Annotated in this window: 14 protein-coding genes and 1 tRNA gene; 2 read left to right on the top strand and 13 right to left on the bottom strand. The window is 43.6% G+C overall.

The genetic code is table 11. From position 1 onward, the window contains the following. The 13 genes from tuf to PASHI_RS01780 all read right to left on the bottom strand — a co-directional run. Positions 1-1162 (bottom strand): elongation factor Tu (gene tuf, locus PASHI_RS01840; RefSeq protein WP_062564381.1); only part of this gene is annotated, 1162 nt, incomplete at its 3' end. A gap of 60 nt (positions 1163-1222) precedes the next feature. Then, positions 1223-3337 (bottom strand): elongation factor G, encoded by a 2115-nt coding sequence (fusA, locus tag PASHI_RS01835; RefSeq protein ID WP_054563999.1) that lies wholly within the window; start codon positions 3335-3337, stop codon positions 1223-1225. A 27-nt stretch (positions 3338-3364) separates the two neighbouring features. Next, positions 3365-3835 (bottom strand): 30S ribosomal protein S7, encoded by a 471-nt coding sequence (gene rpsG / locus PASHI_RS01830; RefSeq protein WP_054554834.1) that lies wholly within the window; start codon positions 3833-3835, stop codon positions 3365-3367. Positions 3836-3932: 97 nt separating this feature from the next. Next, complete coding sequence (rpsL, locus tag PASHI_RS01825; RefSeq protein WP_002958885.1) at positions 3933-4307, bottom strand: 30S ribosomal protein S12; 375 nt, start codon at positions 4305-4307, stop codon at positions 3933-3935. A 192-nt stretch (positions 4308-4499) separates the two neighbouring features. After that, the gene (gene rpoC / locus PASHI_RS01820; RefSeq protein WP_062564380.1) at positions 4500-8672 is read right to left on the bottom strand and encodes a DNA-directed RNA polymerase subunit beta'; all 4173 of its coding nucleotides are present in this window, start codon (positions 8670-8672) and stop codon (positions 4500-4502) included. 97 nt (positions 8673-8769) lie between these two features. Beyond that, positions 8770-12795 (bottom strand): DNA-directed RNA polymerase subunit beta, encoded by a 4026-nt coding sequence (gene rpoB, locus PASHI_RS01815; RefSeq protein WP_055022150.1) that lies wholly within the window; start codon positions 12793-12795, stop codon positions 8770-8772. 272 nt (positions 12796-13067) lie between these two features. Beyond that, positions 13068-13430 (bottom strand): 50S ribosomal protein L7/L12, encoded by a 363-nt coding sequence (gene rplL, locus PASHI_RS01810; RefSeq protein ID WP_054554830.1) that lies wholly within the window; start codon positions 13428-13430, stop codon positions 13068-13070. An 81-nt stretch (positions 13431-13511) separates the two neighbouring features. Further along, positions 13512-14006, bottom strand: a complete 495-nt coding sequence (rplJ, locus tag PASHI_RS01805; protein ID WP_054554829.1) for a 50S ribosomal protein L10 — start codon at positions 14004-14006, stop codon at positions 13512-13514. Positions 14007-14325: 319 nt separating this feature from the next. Then, the gene (gene rplA, locus PASHI_RS01800; RefSeq protein ID WP_054564002.1) at positions 14326-15030 is read right to left on the bottom strand and encodes a 50S ribosomal protein L1; all 705 of its coding nucleotides are present in this window, start codon (positions 15028-15030) and stop codon (positions 14326-14328) included. Positions 15031-15034: 4 nt separating this feature from the next. Next, a complete protein-coding gene (gene rplK, locus PASHI_RS01795) occupies positions 15035-15463 on the bottom strand; it encodes a 50S ribosomal protein L11 (protein ID WP_054554827.1) in 429 nt (142 codons plus the stop codon). A 214-nt stretch (positions 15464-15677) separates the two neighbouring features. Beyond that, a complete protein-coding gene (gene nusG, locus PASHI_RS01790) occupies positions 15678-16235 on the bottom strand; it encodes a transcription termination/antitermination protein NusG (protein ID WP_054554826.1) in 558 nt (185 codons plus the stop codon). Positions 16236-16239: 4 nt separating this feature from the next. Next, positions 16240-16617, bottom strand: a complete 378-nt coding sequence (gene secE, locus PASHI_RS01785) for a preprotein translocase subunit SecE (protein ID WP_036971579.1) — start codon at positions 16615-16617, stop codon at positions 16240-16242. A 132-nt stretch (positions 16618-16749) separates the two neighbouring features. Beyond that, positions 16750-16826, bottom strand: a tRNA-Trp gene (locus tag PASHI_RS01780). A gap of 162 nt (positions 16827-16988) precedes the next feature. Between PASHI_RS01780 and PASHI_RS01775 the strand changes: the two genes are divergently transcribed. Continuing rightward, positions 16989-20927, top strand: a complete 3939-nt coding sequence (locus PASHI_RS01775) for a hybrid sensor histidine kinase/response regulator transcription factor (RefSeq protein WP_062564379.1) — start codon at positions 16989-16991, stop codon at positions 20925-20927. A 125-nt stretch (positions 20928-21052) separates the two neighbouring features. Next, the gene (locus PASHI_RS01770; protein WP_054554824.1) at positions 21053-22186 is read left to right on the top strand and encodes a CsgG/HfaB family protein; all 1134 of its coding nucleotides are present in this window, start codon (positions 21053-21055) and stop codon (positions 22184-22186) included.

The following is a 22186-nucleotide window of genomic DNA, read 5'->3' as shown; positions in this document are numbered from 1 at the left end:
CACCAGCACCAACTGTACGGCCACCTTCACGGATAGCGAAGCGTAAACCTTCGTCCATCGCGATTGGGCAGATTAGTTCTACAGTCATCTTGATGTTATCACCAGGCATTACCATTTCAACGCCGTCTGGTAACTGTACGTCACCTGTTACGTCAGTTGTACGGAAGTAGAACTGTGGACGGTAACCTTTGAAGAATGGAGTGTGACGACCACCTTCATCTTTAGAAAGTACGTATACTTCTGAAGTGAACTTCGTGTGTGGAGTGATTGAACCAGGCTTAGCTAGTACTTGACCACGTTCAACGTCTTCACGCTTAGTACCACGTAGAAGTGCACCGATGTTCTCACCCGCACGACCTTCGTCTAGAAGCTTACGGAACATCTCAACACCTGTACAAGTTGTCTTCGTAGTTTCTTTGATACCTACGATTTCAACTTCGTCATTCACGTTGATGATACCAGCTTCAACACGGCCAGTTACAACAGTACCACGACCTTGGATTGAGAATACGTCTTCGATAGGCATGATGAATGGCTTATCGATGTCACGCTCTGGCTCTGGGATGTAAGAATCTAGTGCTTCTGCAAGCTCAACGATTTTGTCTTCCCACTCTTTCTCGCCTTCTAACGCTTTAAGCGCTGAACCTTGGATTAGTGGTAAGTCATCACCTGGGAAGTCGTACTCAGAAAGAAGTTCACGAACTTCCATCTCAACTAGCTCAAGTAGCTCTTCGTCGTCAACCATGTCACATTTGTTCATGAATACGATGATGTAAGGTACACCAACCTGACGAGAAAGTAGGATGTGCTCACGAGTTTGTGGCATAGGACCGTCAGTCGCAGCAACTACTAGGATTGCGCCGTCCATTTGAGCAGCACCAGTGATCATGTTTTTAACATAATCGGCGTGTCCTGGACAGTCTACGTGTGCGTAGTGACGAGTTGGAGTATCGTACTCAACGTGTGAAGTTGAGATTGTGATACCACGCTCACGCTCTTCTGGAGCGTTATCGATTGATGCGAAGTCTTTAGCTACACCACCGTATACTTTTGCAAGTACGTTAGTGATTGCTGCTGTTAGAGTTGTTTTACCGTGGTCAACGTGGCCGATTGTACCAACGTTTACGTGCGGTTTTACGCGTTCAAACTTTTCTTTTGCCATCTTAAAAAATTCCTATAAAGAAATTAACGCCTGACCCACTATTGGGCCAGACAAGCTAAATCATATAACAGCGCGAGCTGCAATTATTGCATCTGCAACGTTTTTAGCGGCTTCTGCATACTTCAAAAACTCCATAGAGTAAGATGCACGGCCTTGTGTTGCAGATCGCAGATCAGTTGCATAACCAAACATTTCAGAAAGTGGTACTTGCGCATTAATTTGCTTAAGACCACCGAATGCTTCTTCCATGCCTTCGATCATGCCGCGGCGACGGTTTAAGTCACCAACTACATCACCCATGTTTTCTTCAGGAGTGATAACTTCAACCTTCATTACTGGTTCTAGAAGAGCTGGGTTTGCTTCAAGCGCACCTTTCTTCATCGCCATTGAACCTGCAATCTTAAATGCCATTTCATTCGAGTCTACATCATGGAATGAACCATCATATAGAGTCGCTTTAACGCCAAGTAATGGGTAGCCAGCAAGCACACCTTGAGACATTTGCTCTTGGATGCCTTTGTCTACCGCAGGGATGTATTCTTTAGGAACGGCACCACCAACGATTTCGTTAACGAACTCGTAAGTTGGCGCTTCATCATCCGAAATATCCATCGGTTCAAGTTTAAGCCAGACGTGACCATATTGACCACGACCACCTGATTGACGTACGAACTTCCCTTCAACTTCAACAGCTGAACGGATAGCTTCACGGTATGCTACCTGCGGCTTACCAACGTTACATTCAACACTGAATTCACGTTTCATACGGTCGACAATGATATCAAGGTGAAGTTCACCCATGCCAGAAATAATAGTCTGGCCTGATTCTTCGTCAGTTTGTACTCTGAAAGATGGATCTTCTGCCGCTAGTTTACCTAACGCGATTCCCATCTTATCTTGGTCAGCTACTGTGCGAGGCTCAACCGCAACAGAGATAACTGGCTCTGGGAACTCCATACGCTCAAGCGTAATAATTGAGTTCGGATCACACAGTGTCTCACCTGTTGTTACGTCTTTAAGACCAATAGCCGCTGCGATGTCGCCTGCGTAGACTACTTTGATCTCTTCACGTGAGTTTGAATGCATCTGAACGATACGACCAAGTCGCTCACGCTTACTTTTAACTGGATTGTATACCGCATCACCCTGTTTAACAGTACCAGAGTAAACACGGAAGAAGGTCAAGGTGCCAACGAACGGATCTGTCGCAATCTTAAAAGCAAGTGCGGCAAACGGTGCGTTGTCATCAGCAGGACGTTCTTCCTCAGTACCATCTTCAACGATACCTTGGATTTGTTTCACTTGTGTTGGCGCAGGCATATATTCGATAACAGCATCAAGCACAGCTTGAACACCCTTATTCTTAAATGCACTACCACACGTCATTGGAACAATTTCGTTTGCTAATGTGCGCTGACGTAAAGCTGCTTTAATTTCAGCTTCGGTCAGGTCTTCACCTTCTAGATATTTGTCCATTAGTTCTTCTGATGCTTCAGCAGCGCTCTCAACCATGTGAGAACGCCATTCTTCTGCAAGCTCCAGAAGCTCTGCCGGAATGTCCTCATAAGTGAAAGTCATGCCTTGATCTTCGGCATTCCAGTTAATGGCTTTCATCTTAATAAGGTCAATAACACCTTTAAAGTCGTCTTCAGCACCAATTGGTAGCTGAATTGGAACAGGCGTTGCTCCAAGACGAGATTTCACCTGGTCCACAACTGTTAAGAAGTCAGCGCCAGTGCGATCCATTTTGTTTACGAAGATCATGCGAGGAACTTCGTATTTGTTCGCTTGACGCCAAACTGTCTCAGTTTGCGGCTGTACACCAGATGAAGCACAAAGAACAACTACCGCACCATCTAGTACGCGTAAAGAACGCTCTACTTCGATAGTGAAATCTACGTGTCCTGGCGTATCAATGATATTGATGCGATGGTCGTCAAATTGAGCGTCCATCCCTTTCCAGAAACACGTTGTTGCAGCAGAAGTGATTGTGATACCACGCTCTTGTTCCTGCTCCATCCAATCCATAGTTGCAGCACCATCATGTACTTCACCGATCTTATGAGAAAGACCTGTGTAGAACAGAACACGTTCTGTTGTGGTGGTTTTACCTGCATCTACGTGAGCGCAAATACCGATATTGCGATAGCGCTCAAGTGGAGTTGTACGTGCCATATGATCCTCTTAAAGGTTAAGGGCAGATTACCAACGGTAATGAGCGAATGCTTTATTCGCTTCAGCCATACGGTGAACGTCTTCACGTTTCTTAACCGCAGTGCCTTTGTTGTCAGCAGCGTCAACGATTTCTTGAGCTAAACGTAAGCCCATAGATTTTTCGCCACGCTTACGTGCAGCGTCTACTAACCAACGCATACCTAATGCGTTGCGACGTACTGGACGTACTTCAACTGGTACTTGGTACGTTGAACCACCAACACGGCGAGATTTAACCTCTACCTGTGGGCGAACGTTTTCAAGTGCAGCTTCAAAGATTTCAAGGTGCGACTTGCCTGATTTCTCAGCAGCCACGTCTAACGCACCATAAACGATTTTTTCAGCAGTAGATTTCTTGCCGTCTAACATTACTACGTTAACGAATTTAGCAAGAAGTTCCGATCCGAACTTAGGATCTGGAAGAATTTTACGTTGACCTATTACGCGTCTTCTAGGCATTTTGTATCTCCGGTATCTTCAGGTTTGCTCTTTTAGAGTCAATACCCAAAACAATTAATTTAAAAATTTAGTGCTTGGCCTTACTAACGGAGAACCATTAGCCCTTAGGGCGTTTAGCACCGTATTTAGAACGAGCTTGACGACGGTCGCTAACGCCTGCACAGTCAAGTGCACCACGTACAGTGTGGAAACGCACACCTGGTAAGTCTTTAACACGACCACCACGGATTAGGATTACACTGTGCTCTTGTAAGTTGTGGCCTTCACCACCAATGTAAGATGTTACTTCGAAACCGTTAGTTAAACGAACACGCGCTACTTTACGTAATGCAGAGTTTGGTTTCTTAGGTGTAGTTGTATATACACGAGTACATACACCACGCTTTTGCGGACAAGCTTTAAGTGCAGCTGAGTTACTTTTAGTAACTTTGCTACGACGTGGCTTACGCACTAGCTGGTTAATAGTTGCCATTTAAATAGCTCCTGAAATTAAAATTACTACTGAAAAAATAAAAAATCCGCCCTGTTTACATGCTCGTTACAAAACGTGCAGGCAAATGGGTGGCGGAATTTTAATGAGCAAAGTTTAACCTGTCAACCTTAACTCATCGTAAGGCAGAAGATAACTGCCTTACGATTTCTTAATCTATTGATTAAGTTGAGATTATTGGTTTCCAGAGATATCTGCGTTTAGTGCGTCAGTTAGTGCTTGAGTTGCCTCTTCAGCGCTTACTGTTTGCTCTTCAACGATTTCACCTTGCTTGCGACGGTTTAAACGGTCTTGGTGATACGCAAAGCCTGTACCAGCTGGGATCAGACGACCCACGATTACGTTTTCTTTCAGACCACGAAGCTCATCGCTCTTACCATTTACAGCGGCTTCAGTTAGGACACGAGTTGTCTCCTGGAACGATGCTGCAGAAATGAAAGATTCTGTTGCAAGTGACGCTTTAGTGATACCCATTAACTGGATTTCAAACTTCGCTGGGATCTTGCCTTGCTTCTCAAGTTCACGGTTCGCGATATTAACGCGTGCCACTTCAACTTGTTCACCGGCTAAGAACTCAGTGTCACCGCCGTCAAGGATGATACATTTACGTAGCATCTGACGAATAATTGTCTCAATGTGCTTGTCATTGATCTTAACGCCTTGCAAGCGGTAAACCTCTTGCACTTCGTTAACGATGTAGTTAGCTACATGAGTTACACCACGTAGGCGTAAGATGTCATGTGGTGATTCTGGACCATCGGCGATAACCTCACCTTTAGACACTTGCTCACCTTCGAACACGTTAAGTTGACGCCATTTAGGGATCATCTCTTCGTATGCGTCACCCTCAGCTGGAGTGATTACAAGACGCTTCTTACCTTTTGTTTCTTTACCGAAGCTGATAGTACCTGTGATTTCTGCAAGGATTGCAGGATCTTTCGGCTTACGTGCTTCGAATAAGTCAGCTACGCGAGGTAGACCACCCGTGATATCACGAGTCTTCGAACCTTCTTGCGGAATACGTGCAAGTACGTCACCTGGGTTTGCAGTTGCACCGTCTGTTACTTCAATCGTTGTGAATGAAGGAAGACGTGTTTCTTGCAGACCACGCTCATCGCTTTCGATGATTAGTTTAGGTTCTTTCGCATTCGCTTTACCTAAGTCTTTAACAACCACACGTGTTAAACCAGTTAACTCGTCTGTTTGTGCTTCGGTATTTGAGTCATCAATGTCGCTGAACGAGATTTTTGACTTGTGCTCAAGAACGATTGGGTGACTATGCGGATCCCAAGTAGCAACGATATCGTTACCTTGAACTTCTGCATTATCTTGTACTGCTAACACCGCACCGTAAGGAACTTTATAACGCTCTTTCTCACGACCAAAGCTATCGATGATAGTGATCTCTGTTGAACGAGACGTGATAACAATCTTACCGTCTGTGTTTAATACGTACTTCGCATTGTGTAACTTCAATGTACCGTTAGTTTTAACTTGTACACTGTTTTCAGCAGACGCTCGAGATGCCGCACCACCGATGTGGAAGGTACGCATCGTAAGCTGTGTACCCGGCTCACCGATTGATTGTGCCGCGATAACACCTACTGACTCACCTGGATTGATGATGTGGCCACGCGCAAGGTCACGACCGTAACACTTAGCACATACACCAAAGTCATTATCACACGTGATTACTGAACGAACGCGTACTTCATCCACTGAGTGCTCTTCTAAAAGGTCACACAGTTTTTCGTCAAGCATAACGTTACGCTCAACAAGTACTTCGTTAGTATTTGGAATTAATACATCTTCAGCAACAACACGACCTAGTACACGTTCACGAAGTGCTTCTACAACGTCACCACCTTCGATAAGCGGTTTCATTGTTAAGCCATCTTCTGTGCCACAGTCGTCTTCATTGATTACTAAGTCTTGTGCAACGTCTACTAGACGACGCGTTAAGTAACCCGAGTTTGCTGTTTTAAGTGCTGTATCGGCAAGACCTTTACGCGCACCGTGCGTTGAGATGAAGTACTGTAGTACGTTTAGACCTTCACGGAAGTTCGCCGTGATTGGTGTCTCGATGATTGAACCATCTGGACGTGCCATTAGACCACGCATACCCGCTAACTGACGGATCTGAGCGGCGCTACCACGTGCACCTGAGTCTGCCATCATAAACACTGAGTTAAATGAAGATTGCTCTTCTTCTTCGCCTTTAGCGTTGATTACAGTGTCTTTTGATAAGTTCGCCATCATCTCACGTGATAAGTTTTCATTTACACGTGACCAGATATCGATAACTTTGTTGTACTTTTCACCAGCCGTTACAAGACCTGATTGGAATTGTTGGTTGATTTCAGTTACTTCAGCTTCCGCTGATTCAATGATTTCTGCTTTAACCGGTGGGATAACTAAGTCATCGATACCGATTGAAACACCTGACTTCATCGCGTAGTGGAAACCTGTGTACATTACTTGGTCAGCAAAGATAACTGTATCTTTAAGACCTAGACGACGGTAACACTCGTTTAATAAGCCAGAAATTTGTTTCTTACCTAGGGCTTGGTTGATTAACTCAAACGGCATGCCTTTAGGTAGGATAAGTGAAAGAATTGCACGACCTACTGTTGTTTCAACAATAGATACTTGCTCAACTGCTTCACCTTCTTCATTGTTAACTGTTTCGCTAATACGTACTTTTACGCGCGCATGTAGCTCAGCATTACCACTGCGGTATGCTTTTTCAGCTTCTTTAGGATCTTTAAATACAGTACCTTCGCCTTTCGCATTGATGCGATCACGAGTCATGTAGTAAAGACCTAATACAACGTCCTGTGAAGGAACGATGATTGGCTCACCATTCGCTGGAGATAGGATGTTGTTTGTAGACATCATTAGAGCACGTGCTTCTAACTGTGCTTCAAGCGTTAACGGTACGTGTACCGCCATTTGGTCACCATCGAAGTCAGCGTTGTACGCCGCACAAACTAATGGGTGTAAATGGATCGCTTTACCTTCGATAAGCACAGGTTCGAACGCTTGGATACCCAAACGGTGAAGTGTTGGTGCACGGTTAAGTAATACTGGATGTTCACGAATTACTTCGTCTAATACATCCCATACTTCTGCCACTTCACGCTCAACCATCTTCTTAGCAGCTTTGATAGTCGTAGCCATGCCGCGACGCTCTAGTTTGCCGTAGATAAATGGTTTGAATAGCTCAAGTGCCATCTTCTTAGGAAGACCACACTGGTGTAGTTTAAGCGTAGGACCTACTGTGATTACAGAACGGCCAGAGTAATCTACACGTTTACCAAGTAAGTTCTGACGGAAACGACCTTGCTTACCTTTGATCATATCAGCAAGCGATTTAAGAGGACGTTTGTTAGAACCTGTAATCGCACGACCGCGACGACCGTTATCAAGTAGCGCATCTACCGCTTCTTGTAACATACGTTTTTCGTTGCGTACGATAATGTCTGGTGCCGCTAGATCTAATAGACGCTTAAGACGGTTATTACGGTTAATAACACGACGGTAAAGGTCATTCAGATCAGAAGTCGCAAAACGACCACCGTCTAGTGGTACTAATGGACGTAGATCAGGCGGAAGTACTGGAAGTACTGTCATGATCATCCACTCAGGGTTGTTACCTGATTGGTGGAAAGATTCCATTAATTTAAGACGTTTAGTGATCTTCTTACGCTTAGTTTCAGAGTTAATTGTTGGTAACTCTTCACGCATTTCAGCAATTAATTGGCCAAGATCAAGTTCACGAAGCAAGTCTAATACTGCTTCTGCACCCATCTTCGCTTCAAACTCATCACCGTGCTCTTCAAGTGCATCTAGGTACTCTTCTTCACCTAAAAGCTGACCACGCTCAAGCGTTGTCATACCCGGCTCAGTTACTACGAATGATTCGAAGTAAAGTACGCGCTCGATGTCACGAAGTGTCATGTCTAGCATTAAGCCGATACGTGACGGTAATGATTTTAAGAACCAAATGTGCGCAACTGGGCTCGCAAGCTCAATGTGACCCATACGGTCACGACGCACTTTAGTAAGCGTTACTTCAACGCCACACTTTTCACAAATAACACCACGGTGCTTAAGGCGCTTATATTTACCACATAAACACTCATAATCTTTCACTGGGCCGAAAATACGGGCACAGAATAAGCCGTCGCGCTCAGGCTTGAAAGTACGGTAGTTGATTGTCTCAGGTTTCTTTACTTCACCGTATGACCATGAACGAACCATATCTGGCGAAGCAAGACCAATGCGAATTGCATCGAATTCTTCGGTCTTATTTTGTTGCTTCAGAAACTTAAGTAAGTCTTTCACCTTAGCTCTCCTGTCGGAGGTTAATCTTGAGGGCGAACCAATCGCCCCTACATTCTATTCGGCCTAACAGGTGCGGCTTACGCCGCACCTAAATGGCTTAATTTTCTTCCAGCTCGATGTTGATACCCAGTGAGCGGATTTCTTTCAACAATACGTTGAACGATTCTGGCATACCTGGTTCCATCTTATGGTTACCATCTACGATGTTCTTATACATCTTAGTACGACCGTTCACGTCATCCGATTTCACTGTTAGCATTTCTTGTAGAGTATATGCAGCACCGTAAGCTTCTAGTGCCCACACCTCCATCTCACCGAAACGCTGGCCACCGAACTGAGCTTTACCACCCAGCGGCTGCTGAGTAACAAGGCTGTAAGAACCAGTTGAACGTGCGTGCATCTTGTCATCAACCAAGTGGTTAAGTTTCAGCATGTACATGTAACCAACAGTTACTTGACGTTCGAACTGATCGCCAGTACGGCCATCATAAAGTGTAACTTGACCGCTTCTTGGATAACCACCAAGCTCTAGTAAGTCTTTGATTTCGCTTTCACGAGCACCATCAAAGGCTGGAGTTGCGATCGGTAAACCACCTTTCAAGTTATCAGCTAAGCGACGAACTTCATCATCAGAGAACGAGTCGATATCAACTTTCTGACGACAATCACCTAATTCGTAAACTTTCTTAACGAAGCTACGGATTTCGTGCAGTTCACGCTGCTCTTTCATCATTTCTTCTAAGCGCTCACCCACACCACGTGCAGCAAGACCCATGTGTGTTTCTAGGATCTGACCGATGTTCATACGTGATGGTACACCTAGCGGGTTCAGAACGATGTCTACCGTACGACCTTTGTCATCGTATGGCATATCTTCTACTGGTACGATAGTCGAGATAACACCTTTGTTACCGTGACGACCCGCCATCTTATCACCCGGTTGGATACGACGTTTAACAGCTAGGTATACTTTAACAATCTTAAGTACGCCTGGTGCTAGGTCATCACCTTGAGTGATCTTACGACGTTTGTTTTCAAACTTCTTATCGTATTCAGCTTTAAGCTCATCGTACTGGGCAGCTAGTTGCTCAAGTTCAGCTTGCTTGTCTTCTTCAGCAAGGCTTTGAGTAAGCAGCTTTTCAGCATTTAGTGATGCAATTGAATCTGCGTTCAGACCTGCGTCAACAAGTAGCTTACGAGCACGGTCTAATACACCGGCTTCTAAGATACGGAACTCTTCGTTGAAGTCTTTCTTCGCTTCGCGAAGCTGCATGTCTTCAACTTCTAACGCACGCTTATCTTTTTCAACACCGTCACGGGTGAAAACTTGTACGTCGATTACGGTACCAGTTACAGAGTTTGGTACGCGTAAAGAGCTGTCTTTAACGTCTGACGCTTTCTCACCGAAGATAGCACGTAGTAGCTTTTCTTCTGGTGTTAATTGCGTTTCGCCTTTCGGAGTCACTTTACCTACTAGGATATCGCCGCCTTTAACTTCAGCACCGATATAAACAACGCCTGATTCATCAAGCTTGCCTAGTGCAGACTCACCTACGTTAGGGATATCTGCTGTGATCTCTTCAGGACCTAATTTAGTATCACGTGCGATACATTGTAGTTCTTGAATGTGGATAGTCGTTAGACGATCTTCTTGAACTACACGCTCAGATAGTAGGATTGAATCCTCGAAGTTATAACCGTTCCATGGCATGAATGCCACGCGAAGGTTTTGACCAAGTGCTAAGTCACCTAAGTCAGTCGAAGGACCATCTGCTAATACGTCACCACGTGTTACCGGCTCACCAACCATACAAGTTGGTTTTTGGTTAATACATGTATTTTGGTTTGAGCGAGTGTATTTAGTAAGGTTGTAAATATCGATGCCCGCTTCACCTGGAATACGCTCATCTTCATGTACATTTACAACGATGCGGCTTGCATCCGCATACATTACTTCACCACCACGCTTAGCAACGATAGTTACACCAGAATCTTTCGCTAGTGTAAGCTCGATACCTGTACCTACCAGCGGTTTGTCCGCGATAAGTGTTGGTACAGCTTGACGTTGCATGTTTGAACCCATCAATGCACGGTTAGCATCATCGTGTTCTAGGAACGGGATAAGTGCTGCCGCTACAGAGATCACCTGTTGTGGTGATACGTCCATATATTGCTGATCCATTTTGCCCATAAAGGTTGATTCACCTTTGTGACGACATGGAATTAGTTCATCAACAAACTCATTGTTTTCGTTCAAGTTTGAGTTCGCCTGAGCGATAACAAACTGACCTTCTTCAATGGCTGATAAGTAATCTACTTCATCAGTAACTACACCGTTTACCACTTTACGGTAAGGTGTTTCTAAGAAACCATAGTCATTCGTACGTGCGTACGTAGACAATGAGTTAATTAGACCGATGTTTGGACCCTCAGGCGTTTCGATTGGACATACACGACCATAGTGAGTTACGTGAACGTCTCGAACCTCGAAGCCAGCGCGTTCACGTGTTAAACCACCCGGGCCTAATGCAGAAATACGACGCTTGTGCGTTACTTCTGAAAGCGGGTTATTTTGGTCCATGAACTGTGATAACTGAGATGAACCAAAGAACTCTTTAACCGCAGCCGAAATAGGCTTAGCATTAATAAGATCTTGTGGCATTACAGCGTCAAGGTCACCTAAGCTTAAACGCTCACGTACAGCACGCTCAACACGTACTAGACCAACGCGGAATTGGTTCTCAGCCATTTCGCCAACACTACGGATACGACGGTTGCCTAAGTGGTCGATATCATCAACATCGCCAACACCGTTACGAATAGCGATAAGCACTTTCATAACAGCTACGATGTCTTCTTTCGATAATGTGCCAGGGCCAGTATCTGAGTCATAACCTACACGGCTATTGAACTTCATACGACCAACTGTTGATAAATCGTAACGCTCGTCAGAGAAGAACAAGTTATCAAATAAGGCTTCAGCCGCGTCTTTCGTCGGTGGCTCGCCTGGGCGCATCATGCGATAAATTTCTACTAATGCTTCTAAACGGTTGCTTGTTGTGTCGATACGTAATGTATCTGACATGTAGGCGCCGCTGTCCACTTCGTTGATATATAGTGTATCAATCTTAGTGTGACCTGCTTTAACCAATTCAGCCATTAGCTCAAGTGATAGCTCGTCATTCGCGTTTGCGATGATCTCACCAGTTGACTCATCAACATAGTTTCTAGCTACAACACGACCAATGATGTACTCATGCGGTACTTCTAATTGGTTAATACCTTTTTTCTCGATGTTCTTGATGTGACGCGCAGTAATACGACGACCCGCTTCAACAAGGACTTCACCGTCTTCGCCTTTGATATCAAAAGCGGCAGTTTCACCACGTAAGCGTGAAGGAACAAGTTCCATAAGAACTTTACCGTCAGCAACTTCAAACGCAGTTGTATCGAAGAATATCTCTAGGATTTCATCCGTTGAGTACTCAAGTGCACGTAAGATGATTGACGCCGGTAATTTACGACGACGGTCAATACGTACATAAAGGTTATCTTTTGCATCAAACTCGAAGTCTAACCATGAACCACGGTAAGGAATTACACGCGCGTTATAAAGTACTTTACCTGACGAGTGAGTTTTACCGCGGTCGTTATCAAAGAATACACCAGGGCTACGGTGTAGCTGAGAAACGATAACACGCTCTGTACCATTGATAACAAAGGTACCGGTATCAGTCATGAGCGGAATTTCGCCCATGTAAACTTCTTGCTCTTTAATGTCTTTAACTGTGCCTGGTGCTTCTTTGTCCATCACCACAAGACGCAATTTTACGCGAAGTGGAGCAGAATAAGTCACACCGCGAATTTGACATTCTTTTACATCGAATACTGGCTCACCAATACGATAACTTACGTATTGAAGCTCAGAATTTCCCGAGTAGCTTTTGATAGGAAACACAGAACGGAAAGCAGCTTCCAAACCGTGATCGCCATCAGCGTCAGGGACTAAGAATTTTTTAAACGATTCTAACTGCGTCGACAGTAAGAAAGGTATATCCAAAACTTGTGGACGTTTACCAAAATCCTTACGGATACGTTTCTTTTCAGAATAAGAGTAAGCCATGGGGTTCCTCAGCTTGCTGATCTTTGACCCGACCTGTTCTTGTAAGAACAGACTTAACTGGCATCTAAGCCAAGATGTACAACATTAAATTGTTGTTCTATTTTGCTCTGACACTTTCAACACCAAACTAGGTAACAACTTGAAAGTAAAGAGAAAATTAGATTTTATTTGCGTTACAGGATTGCATCGCTCTATAGCGCAAAAAGGCCGGTGATTAAATAATCACCAGCCCTTGCCTGATTACTCAGGCAGCGAACCTAGCGTAAGCTAGATTACTTAACCTCAACTTCAGCACCAGCTTCAGTAAGGTCTTTTGCAAGTGCTTCAGCTTCTTCTTTAGATACACCTTCTTTGATAGGTGCAGGAGCAGCTTCAACAAGTGCTTTAGCTTCTTTAAGGCCAAGACCAGTAGCACCACGTACAGCTTTGATAGCTGCAACCTTGTTAGCACCAGCGCCAGTAAGGATTACGTCGAACTCAGTCTTTTCTTCAGCTGCTTCAGCAGCAGGACCAGCAACAACAGCAGCAGCTGCAGTTACGCCGAATTTTTCTTCCATTGCTTCAACTAGAGCAACAACGTCCATTACTGACATTTCAGCAATAGCATCAAGGATTTGGTCTTTAGTTACAGACATTACAAATTTCCTAATTATTACGGACTAAATATAGCCCAAAAAAAATATTACACCGAAAGTGAACAAAAAAACAGCTTAAAATTAAGCAGCTTGCTCTTCTTTCTGTACACGTACTGCTTCAATTGTTTTACACAATTTACCTGCAGACGCTTCTTTCATAGCGCTCATTAAGCGTGCAACAGCTTCGTCGTAAGTAGGTAGAGTTGCTAGCATAGCTGCGTCTACTACGTTACCTTCAAATGCAGCCGTCTTAACTTCGAATTTCTCGTTCTTCTTCGCGAAATCTTTGAAGATACGCGCAGCAGCACCTGGGTGCTCTGAAGAGAAAGCGATTAAGCTTGGACCTACAAGTGAGTCAGAAAGGCACTCAAAATCTGTACCTTCAACAGCACGTTTAGCTAAAGTGTTACGAACAACTTTCATCCATACACCAGCTTCACGAGCTTCTTTACGAAGGGCAGTGATAGCACCAACTGTTACACCACGAGAATCTGCAACAACTGCAGAAAGAGCACCAGTGGCTGCTTCGTTGACTTCAGCAACAATTGCTTTTTTGCCTTGAAGATTTAAAGCCATGGGTGTTACTCCTGGTTTAATGGGTTGCCGAAATTGGCTTCCCTGTTCTACTCTTCCCCATCAAAGATGGAGATGCTTTTTACGGCGAGAGCCAGAAGATTAGGAAAAATCTATCTGGGGATTCACACCGTCTACGTAGGTAAAATATTAAGGCCGAAGCCGCCTACGGTCTTGGACGGAAGTCCAATTTATCGTTTTTACCCGAAGGCATTACGAAATTATGGACTTCAACCCGAATTCTTTACTTGTTTCGAAATTAACTTTCTCAACAAAATGGCGCAAAATTATAGTTCAAATTTCGCGCCATGTAAACTCTTAATTAAGCAACAACTGTGCTTAGAGAGTTTTGGTCAACAGCAACACCTGCGCCCATTGTTGTAGAGATAGTTACTTTCTTCACGTAAGTACCTTTTGCTTGAGAAGGTTTAGCCTTCTTAAGCGCAACAATAAGAGCTTCAAGGTTTTGTTGAAGTTGCTCAGCAGTGAAATCAACCTTACCGATAGTAGTATGGATGATACCGTTCTTGTCGTTACGGTAACGAACTTGACCTGCTTTCGCGTTTTTAACTGCTTCTGCAACGTTAGGAGTTACAGTACCAGTTTTAGGGTTTGGCATTAGACCACGTGGACCTAAGATTTGACCTAGTTGACCAACAACACGCATAGCGTCTGGAGATGCAACAACAACGTCAAAGTTCATCTCGCCTTTCTTAACTTGTTCAGCAAGATCTTCCATGCCCACTAATTCAGCACCAGCTTCTTTCGCAGCATCTGCGTTAGCGCCTTGTGTGAATACAGCAACACGAACTTCACGACCAGTACCGTTAGGTAGTACAGTTGCACCACGAACGTTTTGGTCAGATTTACGAGCATCGATACCAAGGTTAACAGCAACGTCAACACTTTCTACGAATTTAGCTGTCGCTAACTCTTTTAAAAGAGCAACTGCTTCGTTGATTTCGTAATCTTTAGTTACATCCACTTTTTCGCGGATAGTACGCATACGTTTAGTTAATTTTGCCATTATCTTAGTCCTCTACGTTCAAGCCCATCGCACGCGCAGAACCTGCGATAGTGCGAACTGCAGCGTCCATATCAGCCGCTGTAAGGTCAGGTCGTTTTGTCTCAACGATTTCTTCAAGTTGAGCACGAGTTACTGTACCCACTTTTTCAGTGTTAGGACGGCCAGAACCTGATTTGATGCCTGCAGCTTTCTTAAGTAAGTAAGCAGCCGGTGGAGTTTTCATGTCGAACGTGAAAGAACGGTCACCGTAAACAGAGATCACTACAGGAACTGGAGCGCCTTTTTCGATAGATTCTGTACGTGCGTTGAACGCTTTACAGAATTCCATGATGTTTACACCGTGTTGACCTAGTGCTGGACCTACTGGAGGACTAGGGTTAGCCATACCAGCGGCAACTTGTAGCTTGATAATAGCTTCAACTTTTTTAGCCATAATAAATACCTCATTTGGTGGGTCATAGCCTTGTGCGCGCGAGGACGCGTACTCTAACGGCTTCCCAGTTTAAAAATTGGTTCTCACTTTTTAGTGATAAAACAAGTTGTAACTTGCCCTAACACAAAAAGGCCGCTGATTATAAGTTAATCAGCGGCCTTTTTCAAGCGTATTGCCAAAATATTAAACGATTTTGGCAGCTTTAATTTTTTACTTACTTGTCTTGCTCAACTTGACCAAATTCAAGGTCAACAGGTGTCGAACGACCGAAGATAAGAACAGACACTTTCACGCGGCTCTTCTCGTAATCAACTTCTTCAACAACACCGCTGAAGTCAGCAAATGGACCATCGATAACACGAACAACTTCGCCTGGCTCGAATAATGTAGCTGGCTTAGGTGCTTCAGAGTTCTCTTGAAGACGGTTTAAGATGCGATCAGCTTCTTTTTGGCTAATTGGTGCTGGACGATCAGACGTACCACCAATGAAGCCCATAACACGTGCAGTGCTGTTCACTAAGTGCCAGCTTGCATCGTTCATGTCCATTTGAACTAGTACGTAACCTGGGAAGAATTTACGCTCAGATTTACGCTTTTGGCCAGCGCGCATCTCAACAACTTCTTCAGTTGGTACTAATACTTCACCAAAACTATCTTCCAAACCTTCGATCTTGATGTGCTCAAGAATAGTTTGTGCTACACGCTTCTCGTAACCAGAGAAAGCTTGTACTACGTACCAACGTAGTTTCTTTTCGTTCTTCTCATCCGACATGGGATTAGATCTCCAATCCAGTTAAAAAGCCTACTGCGCGGAATAAAATGCCATCTAATCCCCAAAGGATAAGCGCCATAATCACAGTTGCAACCATTACAATTAATGTCGTATGTGTTGTTTCTTGGCGAGTTGGCCACACAACTTTACGTACTTCGATACGTGCTTCTTTTGCAAACGCAAGAAAAGTACGACCTTTTTCAGTTAGTGAGGCAATGCCTAAACCAGCTGCAACAGCAACCACTACACCAATAGCACGTAATAATACAGATTGGTCTGCATACATGTGGTTACCAACGACTGCGCCTGCTAGTAGCGCAATTGCTACAATCCACTTTACTGAATCCATCGCACTTGATGGTGTTTCTACATTCGTGCTCATAATATTTTTACCTTAACTACAGACACAACAACCCTGCGCTCTGGCAGGGTTAATCCATTAAAATCTAAACTTAAAAACTGACTTGTTTAAACCGATTTTTAATTTCAGACTTAGCACACATTGTGTAAAAAGTGGCAGGGGCGGAGAGATTCGAACTCCCAACCGTCGGTTTTGGAGACCGCTGTTCTACCAATTGGAACTACGCCCCTGCAAAGTGGATGCCTATTATACTTACGCAATTCATTAACACAAGAGTAAAAGATACCCATTAGTTAAAATCTCATCAGTTCGTTTAAAAATCAATATTAACATTGATTAAAAAGCAGTTTATTATAAACCCATTACAGGAACATAAAACAACATGGATCAGTGTGCTGCTATTAAAATCCCCTTTTAATATTGTATTGTTATGCCTCATTTTGTTGATAGCTAATCAGGCTAGTGCACGTTCTTTACACCTAGGCACTTTTAATAGTCAGCAAGGCCTCAGCCAAAATTCAATCACTTGCAGCATCACCGACCAGCAAGGCTTTTTATGGTTTGCCACACAAGGTGGCTTAAATCGCTTTGATGGTTATGAATTTAAGCGTTTTAAAGCTAACAGCAATGATAAAAGCATTTCAGGGAACTGGATCACCGGTTGTGTCAAAGACAGTAAAAACCAGCTATGGTTTTCGACTGCAAGCAAAGGGCTTAATAGACTCAACCCTAAAACCGGTCTGTTTGAGGTGTTTTCTACACACCATAATGAAAGCCTAAGTGAAGATAAAATTTGGTCTATGGCGTTAGCTAAAGATGATGTTCTGTGGCTAGGCCACGAACACGGTAAGTTAACCCGTTTTGATGTATCAAATAATAGCTTTACACACTTTCACTATAAGTCAGCGCAGCCACTGGTTCGAGACATTGTTATTACCGATGAACTAATTTGGCTTGCCACAGATAAAGGGCTTATTTCATTTGACCCAATTACTGAGCAATTTACTCAGCATGCTCAGATCTCCGTGCCGCTCTGGCATCTCAAGTTACTTAATGACGAAAAGCTGTTTATTGGCGCTAAAAAAGGTCTTTATATATTAAATTTAGCTACGCAAAGTAGTGAAAAAATCGAACAGTTTAATGGAGTCTGGGTAACAGACAGCCTGATTGACCAACAGCAAAACCTTTGGCTTACAAGCTACGGGCAAGGTCTATACCTTTTACCTGCGGGTGCTGACTTACAAGAGCAATTCACTCAATATCGCCATGACAAGCAAAACCCCAACGGCTTAAGCAGCGACTACCTGCTTTCTCTTTTTCAAGACTCTCAAGGCATTATTTGGCTAGGTACTGATGGCTATGGTGTGCACCGCTATGATCCTAAGCAGCAACAGTTCTCTCATCAATTAAAAACCTCTCAAGCAAATTCGTTAAGTCATAACTTTGTTCGTTCAATAGTTAAAAGAGCCAATGGTGAGGTATGGGTTGGAACCCGTGATGGACTCAACCGCAAAACAACGTCTGGTTATCAGCACTTTAAAAACGCCCTACCTAATAACAATATATTTGCCCTACACGAAGATGCTAACCAGCAATTATGGGTTGGTACTTACGGTGGCGGTTTAATTAAGTATCAAGACAGCCTTGATGAGTTTACAACTTTCACCATGCAAAGCCACCAGCTAGCCAGTGATCGTGTTTACGCAATTACCAGCGACAAAACAGGTGCACTTTGGCTAGGTAGTAACCAAGGCTTAACCCGCTTTGAACCAACCTCTGCCAAGGTGACTCACTATAAGCACAATGATGCGCAAAATAGCCTTGCCAACAACACCGTATTTACTTTGGCTTATGATAATGAAGAGCACGCACTATGGATTGGTACCCGAGCAGGACTCAATAAACTCGATATCTCAACAGAGCAATTTAGTTTATTAGATGAGCAAGATTCCGGCGAGACAGGGCTTAGCCACAATATGGTTACCTCTTTATTACTCAGTGAAGACAGCATTTGGGTTGGCACCATGCAAGGCTTGAATCAAGTCAACAAGCGTACCCTCACAGTGAAACACATTACTGAACAGCAAGGTTTAGCTAATGACAACATTTTCGACATTCTTGCCGATAAACAGGGCATGCTTTGGCTTGCGACCAATGACGGACTCACTCGCTATAACCCCAGCACACAGCAAATGCAGCAGTTTTTGCCTGAAGATGGTATTCAACACCAGTCATTTATATTAGGTGCGAGCTTTCAAGCAGACGATGGCGAGTTATTTTTTGGGGGTATTAATGGCTATAATCATTTTTACCCAGAGCAACTAACCTTATCGCACACTCCCCCGACTCCAGTGTTAACTGAGTTATTACTTAATAACCGAGCAATTAAAAGTAATCATTTTGATAAGCAAACCAATACGCTTGCTAGTGCAACTCAGACATTCTCGTTTGCAAAATCAGCGGGGGTTATCGGCTTTAAATTTAGTGCATTAAAAAATGGCGCGACTCCAAAACATTACCAATATGGCTACAAGCTAGCTGGCTTTGATGAGCAATTTTTATATACCGATGCATCCCTTAGGCAAATTAACTATCCGCAATTGCCTGCTGGTCACTACCAGTTATTGCTAAAAGCAAAAGATCAATATGGCCAATGGAGTGACAGTACACAGCTATTAGCGCTTACTGTTGTGCCTCCTTGGTGGCAAACTAAATTAGCCTACGGCATTTACTTTACGTTTGCTTTAGCACTGATTTGGCTTGTGTTAAATGCCTTGTACAAGCGCAAACTAGCAGAGCAAGAGAAGCAAACCGAAATTGAGTTAAACAAATTAAAAGATCAATTTTTAGATAACATTAGTCATGAACTCAAAACACCACTTAGCTTAATACTCGCTCCGATCAGTCAGTTACAGCGAAGCAATGCAGACTCTCAAGCTCAATCGCAACTAGCGAGCATCAAACGTAACTGCCAGCGCTTACTTGAGCTCATCAATCAACTTTTACAATTGAGTCAACGCCCAAGCACGGCAATTTACACTGTCAGCCCTTATGCTATTACGCCATTTTTAACAGATTTAGTGGCGGATTTCAGGCCTCTGTATGAGCAAAAAAAGCTGCAATTTAACTTTACTGACACCACCACTAAAGCACTTAAGATTAACCTTGCTCCTGAACATGCTCACTCGATTTTTAGTAACCTGATAAGCAATGCACTTAAGTACACCCCTGCAGGTGGCACAGTCGCTATTCACCTTAGTGAAGTGCAACAAGCGTTACAGTTTAAAATTACGGATACCGGTGTGGGTATTGCCAGTGAGCATCAGCAGTCGGTTTTTCAGCGCTTTACTCGCGTAGCATCATCTGAACCAGGTAGTGGTATTGGCCTGAGCTTAGTAAAACAACTCGTTGAACAATACGGTGGTTCTATCAGTGTAAGCAGTAAAATCGCTGAAGGTAGCTGCTTCACTGTATCATTGCCTATGGTTGAAAGTGCTGATAATCACATTAATAGTGCTACGCAAGTTCTTACCTCACAACAGACATTGCTTATTGTTGAGGATAATGAGGAAATGGCAGAGCTGCTCCTTTCTTTATTTAATAACGAGTTTAACTGTATCTGTGCAACTGATGGTCAGCAAGCGCTTGATTTATGCCAAACAGACCTGCCTGAACTCATTATTAGTGATGTGATGATGCCAAATATGGATGGTTATCAATTATTAGCAGCACTGCGTTCAAACCCAGCCACCAGTCATATCCCAGTATTATTACTTTCTGCTAAAGCAGATACCCACAGCCGCTTAAAAGGGCTTGATTTATTAGCTGATGATTTTTTGAGTAAACCTTTTGAACCTACTCTACTAGTAAGCAGAGTAAAAGGCCTGCTTAATCTAAGACATATTTTAAACCAGCACCTAACAGCACAACTGGCAGCTCCTCTGAATAGTGATACAGCCGCTGTAACAGTACAAAATAAAGATTATTCCTTCACTGAAAAGCTTAAGCAGACAGTACAAGCACACTACCAAGATGAAAGCTTCTCGGTTGAGCAGCTAGCCTCTGTGTTATGTTTAAGTCCCCGTGCGCTGCAACTAAAAATGAAAGCCTTGTACTCACAAACGCCTTCTGATTATTTGCGTAATACTCGCTTAGAATTTGCAAAAAAGCAGCTAATCGATAGCGAATTAGCAATTGGTCAAATCGCGGATCAAGCGGGTTTTAGCTCGCAAAGCTATTTTGCCCGAAGCTTTAAGAGCTATGCAGGCTTATCACCAAAACAGTATCGAGAAAAACATCAAAAACATGCCGAATTTCGTGTAAGTGAATAAACTTTTCGCCTGAGTGCTATTAATAAAACACTGATTTTTATAGCTTATCCATACAAACGTCAATAACAACAAAGCCCATAGTGCGGCGTTATTTACTGCATGAGATATAAGTTAAGGAAAGTCATATGCTCACCAAAACACACAAAGCAATTTCGATTACGTTACTTGCTGCGGCACTTACTGCATGCCAGAGTACTTCGACAACCACCAGCAATACCAATAGCCCAGATATAAACGAAGTTGCACAACAGCAATACAATGGTCCAAAAGCTCGGATCGCTGTTGCCCGCTTTACTGATAAATCAAACGATTCACGTTGGTGGCGTAAAGAAATTGGTGAAGGTATGGCCGATCAACTCACAACCGCATTAGTCAGTACAAATCGCTTTATTGTTTTAGAGCGACAAGCACTTGATGCCGTATTATCAGAACAAGACCTTGCTGTATCAGGCCGCGTGAGTGCAGCATCAGGAGCTGCGTATGGTGAAATAGAGGGAGCCGAAATTGTTGTGGTTGCCGCAGTCACAGAATTTGATGATGACAACTCAGGCACTCGTGTCGGCAGTGGTGGCTTTATCGGTGATGTATTTAGCTCGGTATCGGCTGGTTTTTCAAGTTCGCACATGGCGATAGATTTACGCTTAATCGATACGCGTACTTCACGCATTTTAGCCGCTACCAGTGTTGAGGGCGGCAGTAAAGATTTTGACTTTACATCAGCTGCCACCAATTTTGGTGGTGCACTCGTTGGTGGTAATCTAAGTAGCTGGTCAAACACGCCAAAAGAAAAAGCATTGCGCGAAGTGATCGTAAAAGCTGTTGAGTTTTTAGAATCAAAAGTGCCAACAACTTATTATCGCTATAATAGTGATAACACCATTGCAGCTGGCCATACAGCCCCTGCACCACTAAAAGTAACCGCAGCTGCAGCTCCTGCTAAAGCGCCAGTTGCATCGGTTAGTGTTCCAACTCACAGAATGCCTTACTACGAAAAAACAGACTTAGCGATGTCACGACTGAACTTGGTTTGTTTGGGTTATTTGAAAAGGCAGCCTCACTACGAAGAATATGAAATAGAAGACGTAGAGTACGATCAAGCAACGGTGATTGCTCTCACTGAATATCAGCAAGAAAAAAAGCTGAAAGTGACTGGCCTTGCTGATGAGACGACTAAAAAGTCGCTTGATGATTCAGGGTGTATTGCCAAAACGAACAAATCAAGTTTAGAAAGCTTTGGCAGTATGTTTAAATTTAACTAA

The sequence above is a fragment of the Pseudoalteromonas shioyasakiensis genome, from assembly GCF_001550135.1.
Classification (GTDB): Bacteria; Pseudomonadota; Gammaproteobacteria; order Enterobacterales; family Alteromonadaceae; genus Pseudoalteromonas; species Pseudoalteromonas shioyasakiensis.
The sequence above is the reverse complement of the archived record's forward strand: the minus strand, read 5'-3'. Positions and strand labels throughout refer to the sequence as shown.